At 47.2% G+C, this 14,955-nt stretch carries 8 protein-coding genes; 2 read left to right on the forward strand and 6 right to left on the reverse strand.

Translation table 11 applies throughout. From position 1 onward, the window contains the following. Positions 1-69: 69 nt before the first annotated feature. The gene (locus tag B9K09_RS20340) at positions 70-4,251 is read right to left on the reverse strand and encodes an Ig-like domain-containing protein (protein WP_087518510.1); all 4,182 of its coding nucleotides are present in this window, start codon (positions 4,249-4,251) and stop codon (positions 70-72) included. A gap of 692 nt (positions 4,252-4,943) precedes the next feature. Here B9K09_RS20340 and B9K09_RS20345 point away from each other — a divergent pair. Then, the gene (locus tag B9K09_RS20345; protein WP_256574329.1) at positions 4,944-5,864 is read left to right on the forward strand and encodes an IS110 family transposase; all 921 of its coding nucleotides are present in this window, start codon (positions 4,944-4,946) and stop codon (positions 5,862-5,864) included. A gap of 604 nt (positions 5,865-6,468) precedes the next feature. Here the strand turns inward: B9K09_RS20345 and aqpZ are convergent. From aqpZ to B9K09_RS20370, 5 genes are all read right to left on the reverse strand, one after another. Further along, positions 6,469-7,167: an aquaporin Z gene (gene aqpZ / locus B9K09_RS20350; RefSeq protein ID WP_087518512.1), complete on the reverse strand. Its 699-nt coding sequence runs from the start codon at positions 7,165-7,167 to the stop codon at positions 6,469-6,471. Between the two features lie 20 nt (positions 7,168-7,187). Then, positions 7,188-7,436: a GlsB/YeaQ/YmgE family stress response membrane protein gene (locus B9K09_RS20355; protein WP_087518513.1), complete on the reverse strand. Its 249-nt coding sequence runs from the start codon at positions 7,434-7,436 to the stop codon at positions 7,188-7,190. A 678-nt stretch (positions 7,437-8,114) separates the two neighbouring features. Further along, entirely contained in the window at positions 8,115-9,608 is a 1,494-nt protein-coding gene (locus tag B9K09_RS20360) for a TolC family protein (RefSeq protein WP_087518514.1), read from the reverse strand. Further along, complete coding sequence (locus tag B9K09_RS20365; RefSeq protein ID WP_371917422.1) at positions 9,609-10,838, reverse strand: HlyD family type I secretion periplasmic adaptor subunit; 1,230 nt, start codon at positions 10,836-10,838, stop codon at positions 9,609-9,611. Next, entirely contained in the window at positions 10,832-13,138 is a 2,307-nt protein-coding gene (locus B9K09_RS20370; RefSeq protein ID WP_087518515.1) for a type I secretion system permease/ATPase, read from the reverse strand. Before B9K09_RS20370 ends, B9K09_RS20365 begins: the two co-directional genes overlap by 7 nt. Positions 13,139-14,729: 1,591 nt before the next feature. Here B9K09_RS20370 and B9K09_RS22620 point away from each other — a divergent pair. Further along, positions 14,730-14,951 (forward strand): hypothetical protein, encoded by a 222-nt coding sequence (locus B9K09_RS22620; protein WP_157699379.1) that lies wholly within the window; start codon positions 14,730-14,732, stop codon positions 14,949-14,951. The last annotated feature ends 4 nt before the right edge of the window (positions 14,952-14,955 follow it).

Here is a 14,955-nt window from a genome sequence, read left to right on the forward strand (position 1 = left end):
ACCGCGTAAAAAAATGCCGGTCACTTATGTGACCGGCATTTTGCTTTTTACAGCAGACTGCTCTGCATGTTACGACGCGGCCTGAAGCTCCAGACCTTGCTGTACCAGCAGTTCAGTGTTGCTGCCCGCAACCGTGTAGACATCATACGTCATGCCACCACTGGTTACCGAGCCCTGCTGTGCCAGGCTGCTTTCCGTCACACCTGTCAGTTCAACGTGCTCACCTGCTTCACCCGTCACCGCGAACTGCGCACTGCCGTCGTTGATGAACAGGTTCTGCTCTGCTTGGCTTATTACATCGTCCAAGGACAGCGTCAGTTTACCTTCCGCAGACTCATGCACATTGACCGAAGCCTGTGCCGCATCAGCTACTTGGGACAACAACGCAACATCTGCCGCATCCTGCACATCCATACCGGCCAGAGAATAGCTCACCGGAGCCGGAACTTCTGCACCCTGAACCTGTGTATCACCCCAAGAGAAGTTATCCACACGGATCAGGGAGTCACCGCTTTCCGGGCCGACGTTGATGGTGACATACGAGATGAACTCACCTTCAGGGGCTGTCCACGCGACGGTATTCACTTCTTTGCCTTCTGAAGCTGGAAGTTCCAGCCTGTTCAGCTCGTTACCGTCTGCATCGTAGTAATGCACAAAGCCACCCGCACCGGAGACCGCTGATGTGTCAAAGCTCACGGTATTGGTCACACCACCGAAGTCCAGACGGGTCACAGAGTCTGCCAGTAAGGCCAGCGCCTGCGTGCCGTATGATTCCGGTGCAAAGAACACGATACCTTTGCTGGTGATTTCGTTCAGATACGACCCTGCGTCACGACCACTGTCGAGGCTGGTCAGCACTAGACCGGAGGCCAACACCAGTGGCTCACCGACGATTAGTGCTGCTTTTGCTGCCGTTTCAAAGTTGTCGCTGCCCTCTGTTACCACAGAGAACTCGATCGGCGTGCTTGGTGCGCTTTCACCACCGGTTACCGGATCCACCACCACGGTGTCAATGGAGTGTGAACCGCCATCCAGCGGTGTCTCCGGTGTGAAGCTCCAAGTGCCATCAGGCTCTACCACCACAGAACCAATGGCTTCGCCATTATCGTTGATGATGACAGTGCTACCCGGCTCGGCATTACCGTCAATGGTCGGGGAGGTGTCATCAGTAGAACCGCCCGGAACAATCACACCTTTTTCCGCGCCCGCATCATCGTTAATAACGATGTCGGTCGCGGCATCAGGTACCGCTGCCGCGATGGTGAAATCAAAAGCCGCAGACGGCTCACTGCTGTTGCCGGCCGGGTCGGTGGCAACCAAGGTGATTGAATGCGCACCGTCAGCCATGGCTTCCGTCGGGGTGAACTCCCAGCTGCCGTCAGCTTTAACGACTGCAGAACCCAGTGCCACACCGCCATCGAGGATGGTGATGATGTCATTCGCGGTCTGGTTCTTACCGGAGAAGGTTGGCAGGTTATCGTCAGTCACGCCGTTCTGCTCAACAGCGCCGACCAGCGGACCGAAATCATCGGTAACCAACAGGTTGTCCGGCACGGTGACGTCAATCACGGCCGGCGGTGCGGTGTCGATGGTGAAGTCAAAGGCTGCAGACGGCTCACTGCTGTTGCCCGCCGGATCGGTGGCAACCAAGGTGATTGAATGCGCACCGTCAGCCATGGCTTCCGTCGGGGTGAACTCCCAGCTGCCGTCAGCTTTAACGACTGCAGAACCCAGTGCCACACCGCCATCGAGGATGGTGATGATGTCGCCTGTGGTCTGGTTCTTACCAGAGAAGGTTGGCAGGTTATCGTCAGTCACGCCGTTCTGCTCAACAGCGCCGACCAGCGGACCGACATCATCGGTAACCAGCAGGTTGTCCGGCACAGTGACGTCAATCACGGCCGGCGGTGCGGTGTCGATGGTGAAGTCAAAGGCTGCAGACGGCTCACTGCTGTTGCCCACTGGATCAGTGGCAACCAGGGTGATTGAATGCGCACCGTCAGCCATGGCTTCCGTCGGGGTGAACTCCCAGCTGCCGTCAGCTTTAACGACTGCAGTACCCAGCGCCACACCGCCATCGAGGATGGTGATGATGTCGCCTGCGGTCTGGTTCTTACCGGAGAAGGTTGGCAGGTTATCGTCAGTCACGCCGTTCTGCTCAACAGCGCCGACCTGCGTACCGACATCATCGGTAACCAACAGGTTGTCCGGCACGGTGACGTCAATCACGGCCGGCGGAGTGGTGTCAACGGTAAAATCGATCGAATTAGATGGCTCGCTCATATTACCGGCACTGTCCTTGACTATGGTCGAGAAGCTGTGCTCGCCATCGGGCAGCGGAGTAGCCGGCGTGAAGCTCCATTGACCACTGTCATTAGCCACAACCGAGCCAATTGCCTTGCCGTTGTCGCTGATAATTACAATAGCGCCAGGTTCAGCATCACCGGTATAAGTTGGCGTTGCATCATCTGTTGTATCGCCACTGGCGATCGGACCGACATGATCGCCCTGATTATCGTCCAACTGCTGGTTAATCGCAGTATCAGGCGGCGTGACATCATCCATATTGCTGCGGACAATCGTGATTACATAACCATCGCTGGTACTGGTATTACCTGCAGCATCGGTAGAAATCACATTAAACGTCCGGGTACCAGTAGTGTATTGACCCGGCAGGTTTGCTGTTGCCTGGTATTCCCAGAGACCATTTTCATCAGCAACTACTGAACCAATGACATGCTTATAACCATTTGCACCCGTAACACGGATAACAACAGTGCTGTTGGCCTCTGCTGTGCCACTCAGCAATGGCCTGCTGTCATCAGATACACCGCGATGTACAACATTGCCTGTTGTCAGCCCTACGTCATCTTCAACCCCGGTAATGACTGGCTTTTCAATCACGGTATCCAGGTTCAGATTGAAATCACCTGAATGAGCCGACTCGCTGGTACCGTCGGTCGTTGTGGCAGATATAAAGTGTGGACCTTCGCCACTCAGTGGTGATTCCGGGGTAAATGTCCAGACGCCATTTTCATTTGTCAGCGCTGAACCTAACAGGGTGTCGCCATCATAAATATTAACCACCGCGTTTGCATCAGCCGTACCATTGATGGTTGGAAGATCATCGTTGGTTGGTTGTTCCTCAGCTAATGGCCCTTGGACACTACCGGTATTATCAACAACCGATGTAATGATCGGTGCCGGTACGTCAAAACCAGTATTGAAGACAAATGGCAGGGCAACAATGGCAGCACCTGAACCCGGATCAGTCAGTATCACCTGAATGTTGTACTGCGCATTGTCTTCCAGACCTGTGATATCAAACGTCCAGCGACCGGTGTCGTCAACCAGTGTTGTCCCCAGGAAAAGCGTGTTTGCCCAGACTTTCAGCACCAGACCTTCACCACCAAATACTGTACCTTCAATGGTCGGAGCCAGATCGTCAGTCACACCATTGTTACCGGTGTTGCCCTGATGAACGCCAACGTCATCAACCAGATGGTCAATAACAATCAGATCTTCATTGCCGGTGTGCGGCAGTGAGTCGGACGGTGTTGCGTCTGCTGATAATGTAAAGCTGAACGGCAGTGCAATGAAAATATCGGAGCCACCCGGATCTTTCAGCAGGGTCTGGAACGTATAGTTTGTATCGTAGGCAAACTGGCCTTCTGCAGGGGTGAAAAACCATGAGCCATCGTCTGCCACAACAACCGATCCCATCTCCACGGTGTTAGCATAAATGGTTAATACCAGCCCACCACCGTTAATGACCATGCCTTGCAGCGTAGGTGTCAGGTCATCCGTCCCGCCATTATTGGGAATTTCACCCTGATCAATACCAAAATCATCGTTGACACTCACATTGCTGATGTAACCATCAGACCATGGAAGATAAGGGGGTTCCGCAAGCAGGGATACAGAAACCGGCGTCTCCTGAACATCAGCCACGTTCAACGTCTGAACAATATTATTGGTTGCTGGCACAGTCAGTAACGCAGGTGAGTTGTAGTAGTCAGCAATGATCGCAGAAGGCGTAACAGAGGCCTCTGTATGAATACGCAGATCATTGTTATGACGGCTGAGAGAGACACCGTCGGTGATTTGATTACCGGATTCATTTTCAAGTAAATAACGACCATCCTGAATGGCCGGAACAGCAATAATGTCTTCTGCAGAAGTCACTTCGCTCAGGTTGAATACCTGTGGAGCCTGACTTTCATCCCAGTTAATAACTGTAATCTTATTCATACGATTCCCATTATCCATATAAGCCGCAGAAAGTGGCGGGAAATCAGAGTATCGTCATGAACCGTGACTAATAAACCATAAATTTTAGAATAAAGAATATGGAAAAACAAAAAACAACGGCACTCCCTGACACTCCCCTGCTGGATCAAGGGGATTAACGAAAGCCATCATTTAATTTCATAAATTAATTTGAGCTTTTTTGTTTTTTTAAAGCAGAGAGAGATCAACAAGTCCTTGGACCAGAGCCATCCCCATGTAACACCCCGGCAACTTTTAGTTCCTGAGAACACAACCTAAACATTGTTTTTATTTTTACCGATTGATTTGTGAACTCTATACTTAGCCGGACTCATTAGTAACTATCATGAAGAACAAACGCCGCAATTAATAAACAAAACAACACCACAAGCTAAATAGCAACATGCTTACCCAAACATCATCAAACACCCCACCACTAATATAAACAAACTGAGAATCCTCCATACCACCTGAATGCATATAGCAAGAAAACAACACAACTGATGCCATCAAGGATAAACACCACGTAATGTTAATCTTTAATTCACCGCAAGTTAAATCAGTAGACGTTATGATCCACCCTTGTATCTCAACTACTGCTTATTTTAGAGCGATAGTTCCCGATTGATCCTCAAGGGATCGACATAGCCAAACACACCTTCGATATCGCCACTCTGCAAGACAACGGCAAGTACCGCACCAAAGCCAAGCTGAGTAATAACGCTGCGGGCTTTGAGGTCTTTCGGCAGTGGTTGCTTAAGCACGCTGAAGCCGATGCCTGGGTCGTAATGGAGGCCACTGGCATCTATCACGAAGCTTTGGCTGAGTGGCTGTTTAAGCTGGGTTACCGTGTTTGCGTCCTTAACCCCGCACAAATGGCCTATTACGCTCGCAGCCAGCTGCAGCGGGTAAAGACGGATAAAGTCGATGCCAAACTTATCGCTGACTATGGCGCCAGGCATCAGCCTGAACTCCGTGCCTGGCAACCTGAGCAGCCTTCTATTCGCCGCTTGAAAGCATTGGTGCGTCGTTTGAAGGACTTGCAGGAACTCGAACAAATCGAGCAAAACCGTCTAGATGTAACAAGCGAGCAGAAGGTCAGGACGTCAATTGAATCGGTGCTTGAGCACTTGCGTCAACAAATCGATGAAACGCTAAAGGCGATCAAACAGCACTTCGATGACAACGACGATCTACGCGGCCAGCGAGACCTGCTAACCAGTATCGACGGTATCGCAGACAGAACAGCAGCGCTTGTACTGGCGGAGTTGGGCGATATCGAACGCTTCGAAAGTAGCCGTGCGATCACGGCCTTTGCCGGACTTAATCCCAGGTTACAAGAATCAGGAATGCTCAAAGGACATGTGCAGATATCGCGCATGAGTTCAGCCAGGTTACGCGCCAGGCTTTATATGCCAGGTATCGTATCCATCACTCGTAACCCCGCTATTCGGGTACTGACTGAGCGAATGAGAGCCAATGGCAAAACGGGTAAACAGATTATCTGCGCAGCTATGTGCAAGCTGCTCTGCATTGCCTACGGAGTACTAATATCCGGAAAACCATTTGATCCTCATCTCGCTATTGCAAGATGATAGTCAAGACAGTATCTAAAATTAACAGAGCGAGCATCCATATCAAGACAAAACTCCTCTATTGCGAGACTTAAACAAGCATACTACTTCACTACAAACAACAAATAACCCAGCAACAAGAGAACACTGCTGGAAATAGCAGAGGCTACGCCAGAACAGTTCTGGCGCAGCAGTTAAAGCAATAGATATCGCATGAGCAATTTAATCACAATACGGCTTAACCTCTTCTCCATAAACAAAAGAAGTGGCCATGGCTCACCGTCCAAGAGTTCAGTTGCAGATCACACCGGCATAGCCCGTCCTGGTTTCACGCTGTGAAAAGCTGGTTTGCAAAACTGGAAGGGCGAGCGCTGTACCGGGGTATCCTCAGATATAAAGGCAACTGTCTGCCAATATATCGAGGCCCACAATGAGTTTTCAGCCAAGCCGCTTAAATTCCGCATACAGTTGAAGCCATTATCAGTTCGACACAAGCCGAAGCTGAACGTGACACGAATAAATTAATGAATTAACCGCTCAGGCCAGGCCGCTAGCGGGAAGAGGCTACAGACAACAAAGCCACCATTAAGGTGACTTTGAAAGTTTGGCATCAGTAAGTAGCACCCTACTCATTTGAATTCTGAAGCATGAATCGATAGATTAGCCCACCGAGAATGCCGCCGATAATCGGCATTACCCAGAATAACCATAACTGTTGCAATGCCCAAGTACCCTGGAATATCGCAACGGCTGTACTGCGCGCAGGATTGACAGAGGTATTAGTTACGGGAATGCTGATCAAATGAATTAGCGTTAATCCAAGACCAATCGCAATCGGAGCACACGCTGCAGGTGCTCGTGAATCCGTGGCCCCCATAATGATCAGCAAGAAGAAGCAGGTTAATGTGATTTCCGCTATGATTGCTGCGGTCATTGAATATTGGCCTGGAGAATGTTCTCCAAACCCATTCGCGGCAAATCCACTGTCGACAACATTAAAACCAACTTGCCCACTGGCAACCCAGTATAGAGTCATTGCTGCGGCGATCCCGCCAGCTACTTGAGCGATGATATAGAAAGGCACAATTTTGAAAGAAACTCGCCCTCCAAACCATAAACCTAAAGTGACGGCGGGATTGAAATGACCACCAGATATATGCCCTACAGCATAGGCCATTGTCATTACAGTAAAGCCGAAAGCCAGAGATACGCCAATAAAGCCAATACCGCTAACAGGGAAGTTCGCCGCAAGAACTGCGCTTCCACAGCCGCCAAAGACTAACCAAAAAGTCCCAAAGAACTCGGCATATAATTTTCGATTCATAAAAAACACCTGATAATATTTTATTTACATAGCTTACGATATAGAAACAGAACGATCAGCGCTCCGACAACAGCGACAATCATACTTGGAATATTAAACCCAGAAATACTGCCAATGCCTACAAGTGAGGCTAAACAACCACCAACAACTGCGCCAACAATACCAAGCACTGTAGTCATAATAAATCCACCCCCACCTTCACCCGGCGCGATGAATTTAGCGACAATACCAGCGATCAAACCAAACACTACCCATAACAAAACGTCCATTATATTACTCCAATAACATCGTTTTATTTTGCATAAAAAAATGAAATGACTTTTCACACCAAGAATATTATATCTCCGCCCTTATTGAGACAATGCAATTGTAATTTTTAAAATTATAAATCAGGCATTTTGCTTCGCGCCATACCCCTGCATTGCTGACGCCTTGTCGGCTGTTCGTATTTTTCAAGTTCCATTTCCATATAACACAAACTTTTAAAATGCATTGCATTATGACTACAATACAAATATGAATTATATTTTAATGGGTGCATGCGCACTCATTTGATGCGGGATAACTGAAATCAAGCTCTTCAGGAAGCCTTGCGTCAGCTTATTTATCTATTCTGCAAAATCAAGTACCGTCGCACTGCCGACTCAACGGGTGAGTAAGAATCTGCATGCGCAATCAAACAAGATTAATTCCACACACCTCAGGTATCTGCCCGGCAAGATAGAATTAGTATAAAACCTTCTTAGTTACTTCCTTACAGACCCAAAGACGACCATTTAAAATTATGACTTCAAATTTTCATGGCGATTAAATGATACACCGCCAAGACGTGCGGCCGCTTGTATAAAATATATAAAAATTCTGGAACCTGAAGAATACCGGTTCCAGAACTGATGCATATCGTCAGATGTACAGGAGTCAGATAAATTTAAATAATCTGTACTTTCTTAGTTTACGCCTAACCACTGATTCAGTAATCCCGCATTGGCATAGCTGGTAAATATCGAAGTGTACGCGTTGAAGCGTGTCGTCACTTCGTTCACCTGATTGTTGTAGTAGTCGCTCTCTGCCGTGAGAACATCCAGTAAAGTACGGGTACTTAACTGGCGCCATTGCTCGAAAAAGTCTTTTCTAACGCGGTCCGTTGCTGTAACCAAGCGGTGGTACTGATCAGACTGATCCAGCTGCGTTTCAGCATTATGAATTGCGGTACGGACTTTACTACGCAAGTCGATTGTTTGTTCTTCGACCTGTTGCTGTGCAGAAGAAGCACGTAATGCAGCAGCTCTCTCTTGTGCTGTTCCAGCCCCCCCCTGATACAACGCCCAACTTACATTCAAGTAGGTTTGCCAGGCCTGATCATACGCGCCGCTATTAACAGGGAAAGTTTTACTCACAACCCAGTCAAGCTTTGGAAGATTGTTTGCTTTGACTGCTTTTGACTGCTCAAGCGCAGATAATGCCTGGTTTTTTGCCTGAACAATCACGGGGTGACGACCGATAGCCCTGAACAACCTATTGGGATCATCAATACGGATACTCCATGCCGGCCCTGTCGGTAACCCTTCGAATGATGTACGCCCTGTTAGTTTTCTCAGCGCAATTTCCGCGTCACGAACTCTTGATTCAGCCGCATCCCTCGCTGTCTGCGCCTGTAAAAGCCTAGCCTGAGCCTGGGTAAGTTCACCCACACGCCCGGAATCCATTTTACTGATGTCTCCAATCATGTTAACCAATCGTGACATACGCTCTACATATGCCTGGCTAAGTTGAGTGATCAGTTTTTGTTTCGCCAGTTCTGCAAGCTGTGAGCACACTTGATATGACGTGTCTTCGTATTGAGCGTAATAATTCGCCTCTGTCGCTTTCGCTGTGTACTCTTTGCTTTCAATATTTTTGCGGTTATAGCCCCAGTCAAAAACAGAGGTTGTGGCATTAATACTCACGCCATTGGTTAGGTCCCGCTTATCAATACGTTGCCCCGATCCGAACTGCGCCGGATTTGACTGCACTCCAACACTGATTTGCGGTAGACGCTGGCCTTCCGCCTGATCAACATCGGCTTCCGCTGCTTCATGGTTAGTCATCGCCTCTTTGATTTGCGGCGTATAATCTTTTGCCGCCCGTACCATTTTAACGAGATAGCTTTTAATAAGCGGCTCAGGCGCTGAACGCGAGAGACTCTCAGATAAAATTTTTGAGGCCTGATCATCAGCAATATGGTACATGGTGCCTATTGTCGGCGGTTCAGGTTCCAGATTCTTAAACCCCACATCAGAACTTCCTTCCTCTGCAGGAGAGATAAGAGGAATACCAACATCTCTCTTTTGCTTGGAATGCTGCTCTTGTGAATAACCAGATAGCGGAAATATCAATCCAGACGTTACAATAACAGCAAGGCAACTCAGCTTATATTTAGAACTATTTCCCATGTTCTTCATCTATCGTTCCCTGAATGCTTCACGTGCTTTGTAAATCGGCTTGAGGAGATAATCCAGAATGGTTTTTTCTCCGGTTTTAATTTCAACTCTGGCTATCATGCCTGGAATGATTGGTAGGACTTTGTCTTTGACATGTAGGCTGCTTGAGTCAGTCAGCACCATCACTTGGTAATACGTATCATCCGGACGGCCACGAGCCTGTTTGTCTTCATCCTTCATAGTTCCGGGACTGATTTGTTGCACGATGCCTTTCAGGCCGCCATAGATACTAAAATCGTATGCCGTGATTTTCACAGTTGCAGGCAGTCCTGGATGCAAGAACGCTACATCTGAAGGTTTAATCTTGGCCTGAACCAGAAGCTGATCTTCCAACGGGACGATATTCATGATCGGTTCACCCGGCTGGATAACCCCACCGCGAGTATTAACGCGAATATCTTTAATTGTTCCTTTTACAGGGGCATAGATAGTGGTTCGAGACAAGACATCCTTTCTGCCAATCAGGCTTTCCTGAGCTTGAGATAACTCGAGCTGTAAATTGGCCAGCTGGCTATTGGCATCAGCTCTAAATTTGCTTTCTCTTTCCACAACTTGAGATAAAAGGTCGGTTGCCTGACGGCGGGTCCTTAACAGTTCAACTTCCGACATCAATCCTTTCTTAACTAACGGTGACGCGAGGTTGACTTCTTTCATGATCAACTGGTAGCTCTGTTTAAGAGCTTTTATACTCTCGTCCAGATCGTGTTTACGTGAGTTATAAGCATCCGTCTCCTGCTTGATAATGTCTTCATCAGTTATAGATTTACTGAATATTAAAGGCTTGTTGTAGGACTCAGCAGTTAGTCTATCGATAGCCGCCTGAAGGCCTGTCACCTTAGAGAGCGTTTCTTTATAGTTTGAGCTGGAGCGGGTGGGATCCAGTTTCAGCAGGACCTGACCCTTCTCCACAACTTCGCCTTCGCTGACATCCATTTCCGCCAGAATCCCGCCCTCTAGGTTCTGAATAACCTGTTCACGGCTTTTGGAAATGACCTTGGCTTCGCCTTGGGTAATCTCTTCTACGCGGGCAAAATATGCCCAGACCATCATCGAGACAAAAAGAACTCCAATAAGCTGTAGCACTAGTTTTGACTTTGGGGTTTTCTGTGCCAACAAAGATGCTCTGACATCGTTCATAAACGCTGCGTCAGCAGGCGTCAGATTACTTGCTTTTTTCTGTCTTCCTAACACTGTGCAGCCTCTTCAGATTCCCTTGGCGCAGTGGCGCTCCCTTCTTTTACCAGCGACACGGCTACCTCCTTTTTGGCTACCGGTTTTACTGCCTGCCTTGCTGCTGAGGCAGACCGAGGTGGCTTGCCAGCTAGCGATGCCAAAACATGATCTTTTGGCCCGTCAGCGACCACGTTGCCGTCATCGATGACAATGATTCGGTCAACGAGAGAAAGCATCGATGGACGGTGGGTGACGACGACCAAAGTCTGATCATCTGTTGCGGTTTTCAGATGCTCAATGAACTTGTTTTCGGTTTGCATATCCATCGAACTGGTTGGCTCGTCGAGTAAAAGTATGGCCGGGCGGGCAATCAGGCTACGGGCTAACGAAACGAGTTGGCGCTGACCACCAGACAAACCATCCCCCATTTCACCGATTGGTAAGTTGATGCCCAGTGGGTGCTTAGCCGCTATCTGATCAAGGCCGGTAAGCTTTAGAACACGAAGGAACTCTTTGCTTGTGGCGTCAGGTGTGCCAATCATGATGTTTTCACGCAGAGAGCCGTAAAAAAGACGTGAGTCCTGGCTGACGAAACCGACGTGTTTACGCCAGTCTGCCGGGTCGATTTGTGTGACATCCAGCCCGTCGGCAAAAATCTGCCCGGCCGTAGGGGTGAAAAGACGCGCCAGCACGCGCAATAGTGTGGATTTGCCGCTACCGATTTTACCGAGGATCGCCACACGCTCCCCTCTATTAATAGTGATGTTAATCTTCTTCAGCACGGGTATTGCTGGCTGCATTGGTGGGGCCGGATAAGCAAACTCAATCTCACTCATCGCGACATTACCGCTCAACTCAGGGGAAGGCAGGTAATCAATACGCTCGTCACGGTCTAACGGTTTCTCCATCAGGCCATTAAGTGATTCAAGAGCTGCTTTTGCCTGCTGAAAGCGAACCGCCAGACCAACAATTTGTCCCAATGGAGCCGTTGCGCGACTGGCCAGCATAACCGTGCCTATCAGCGCCCCCTGGGTCATGTCTCCTGCACTAATGAGATAAACACCAACAATGACGATGATGACCGTCTGGATCTGCTGGAAGAATGCAAAGCAGCCAGTTGCCATAGCGGAAAGGCGGCGTGATTTCATGCTGGTTTCTGATGCCAAGGCGCTGAAATTCTCCCAGCGACGTTGCATATAGGAGTCTCCTCCTACAGCCTTCAGCGTTTCCATTCCTTCAATAGACTCAATAAGTACGCCCTGTTTAAGCGAGGACTCACGCAGGTTCTCTTTCATTGTCTTGGCGAGCGGCCATTGAATGATGAGACTGATGGCTAGGATGATGGGCAGCAGGATCAGCGGAACCAAACCTAGGTACCCGCCAATGGTAAAAATAATGCCGATAAAGAACAGGACAAATGGTATATCGGCAATCGCTGACAAAGTGGCTGATGCAGCGAAGTCGCGAACTGACTCGAACTCCCTCAACTGATTGGCAAAAGAGCCAGAAGATGATGGTTTGTGCTCCATTTTTATTGAAAGCATCTGACGAAACAGCAACGTTCCGAGAACCAAATCTGCTTTTTTACCGGCAACATCAATCAGATGAGCACGGATATAACGGGCAAAGGCTTCGAACAGCATCGCCGTAATAACACCGATGGCCAGCGACCATAAGGTTACAAACGCTTGGTTTGGTACAACACGGTCATACACGTTCATAGTGAAGAAGATACTGGCCAAGGTCAGAATGTTTACCAGTAATGTTGCTATTGCCGCACTTCGGTAATAGCGGCGATAGCGCCACAACGTACCCAGTAACCAGTGACCAGAAGGCTTCAATTCCGTTTCGTCTACACGTCTATCGACTTTAGCTTTTGGCTTAAGAAAAATGGCAAAGCCAGAATATATCTCACGTATTTCTTTATCGGAAATTACAACCGATTCTTGACTGATCTCAGGTAGGATGACCCGGTAAGCAGTGGCTTTTCTTTTATCCTCGGTTTCTACTGTTTCTGTGCCTAAAAACAGGCAGCCACCAGCATTGCTTTTCCGCAAAAGAATGACGGGGGCTAACTGCTCTGGAATTTCAGTAATGTCTCTTTCAACTAGGCCAGTTGAAAAGCCGGCATTCTGCAAAGCAATTAAGGATTGTGAGGAAGTAAGAAACCTCCCTTTTGGGATACCTGCCATCAGAGCATCATCGGATGCGCCAAGATTATAATACTTGCAAACCCATGAAACGGTCATGAGAAGTGAATCATCTACGGTAATTTTTTTGTTCAGATATTCCTGACTCTCATTTTCAACACTGCTCATTACAATTTAATTCCGGAAAATGGCATTTTCATTAAGTGGACTTACCCCGCCGCTTACAATGCCTGAGAGTCGATTTTAAATTCAAATAGACCTTTTTTTAATTATCAAAAAAACAGCCTGATGCCTCTTAAGGTATTGATACACAGGTGTTACTAGCTTTTTTTTAAAAAGCCGAATAAACAATTTAAATGGATTACTGTAGTCAGTTCTGAATCTTGGACTACGCTTTAGAAGTACATTACGCACAACGTAAAGTGACGCACTCAGATAACGGAGTGGATTGATAGCCGTAGACATCAATCAAATCCAGAAGATGAGTGAGAAAATAATGGTATCGGGATAAAACGCTTTCTTATTGCTTATCAAGGACATATAAAAAACAGACAAACAAGAGGAAAAATATTACACCGATAATGAGTGCCCGCATATAAACTTCAGTATGAAGCTAGGTTCTTTATTCAGCATACTGCTTTCGTTACCGACACCTGGCTTATCTCAGAATATTGTCAGATTTGAACTGATCACGTACCTGAATACAAGCATGGCATTTAAACATATGACCGTCGCTAGAATATTTTCTTGACATACAAACATTTAGCCTCTCTTCGAGAGAAATATCATTATCACTCAGAACATTAAGTTAATGACAAACATCAGCTTTATATTTGACAGCAAACTAGCAACATCAGAAAACCCATATTGAATACTAAGCAGTATTATTGGGTCGCACTTGAGATACTTATTGATTTTTTATACAAGTAATCACTCACTATTACTAATTATCTTTTCCGCCTCACTGTTTGACATCGTAGCCAACCTCATTCACTCTGCACTTTAAAGAAAGCAATTAAATACTCATCGGGGCAGGTGATAGTTACGCAGAATACTGAACAATAATGAAGTGTCTAAAAAAACAAGCCCTTATACCAGATAATGGAGAAATCTCACTACAGTTGAAACGGTGCTTACAAGCTCATCAGACCGACCTAGCTGAATTATCAGTACTCGTTGCGTGTATCGGACCATTAGCTGTCGGAACAATACCAAACAATGCCAGACTGACGCTCTAATTACGATCACCTATAAACGGCGCTATTTCATCTACAAATTCTTTGCGCACCCTGCTTTTCGATGGATAACTATCCTTACTCATGAATACCATGCTACCTCAAAATAAAAATTACAGGAAACCATTAAAAAACATAGAGACTTAAATTGTTATAGGCGTTAGTTATTAAATGCAATAACCAATATAAATCTTATTACTATAAACCAACCTGGTGCTTTACTGTCTTAATGACGAGCTAGATAATCAGCGACATTCAAAACTTGGGCACCACCTCAGTCCGCAGGGCACGGGAAACAATCAAAATTAAATGCAGGGAATTCAAACCAATGCTAAAGCACACTTCTTATGACACTCTTAACCATATCAATTACACATGCATGATTAATTGACGCCAATTTAATGACGAAACCCTCTGTACACTATTGATTTTTACATTCGCCTCCAAGTTGATTTCGATGTACCTTGCGAAGACTTATAGTATAATCACTTAATTTTTTTGCATTCTTAAAATACGAGTTATATATGATGCACAATGGTTATTACTGGATAGAGTATAACGGAGTAGCAGAAATTGCTTACTACTCTGATGAAGAAATTGAAGAAATTGAAAGCGGTAATATCATTTCCGGCGTATGGCATGGGGTTGGAGAGTTCCAGACCATTTATCTTGCTGGCGAAGTTGTCGTTCTGGACGGACCTCTCTCTCCTCCTCCTCCGACCTCAAAACCACATCCTTTTTCATAACAGT

Origin of the sequence: Pseudomonas sp. M30-35 (assembly GCF_002163625.1) — a bacterium.
Classification (GTDB): Bacteria; Pseudomonadota; Gammaproteobacteria; order Pseudomonadales; family Pseudomonadaceae; genus Aquipseudomonas.

Coding starts and splice junctions, on each gene's coding strand:
- B9K09_RS20355 (WP_087518513.1), bottom strand. CDS start 7,436: ATGGACGTTTTGTTATGGGTAGTGTTTGGTTTGATCGCTGGTATTGTC.
- B9K09_RS20370 (WP_087518515.1), bottom strand. CDS start 13,138: ATGAGCAGTGTTGAAAATGAGAGTCAGGAATATCTGAACAAAAAAATT.
- B9K09_RS20340 (WP_087518510.1), bottom strand. CDS start 4,251: ATGAATAAGATTACAGTTATTAACTGGGATGAAAGTCAGGCTCCACAG.
- B9K09_RS22620 (WP_157699379.1), top strand. CDS start 14,730: ATGATGCACAATGGTTATTACTGGATAGAGTATAACGGAGTAGCAGAA.
- B9K09_RS20360 (WP_087518514.1), bottom strand. CDS start 9,608: ATGAAGAACATGGGAAATAGTTCTAAATATAAGCTGAGTTGCCTTGCT.
- aqpZ (WP_087518512.1), bottom strand. CDS start 7,167: ATGAATCGAAAATTATATGCCGAGTTCTTTGGGACTTTTTGGTTAGTC.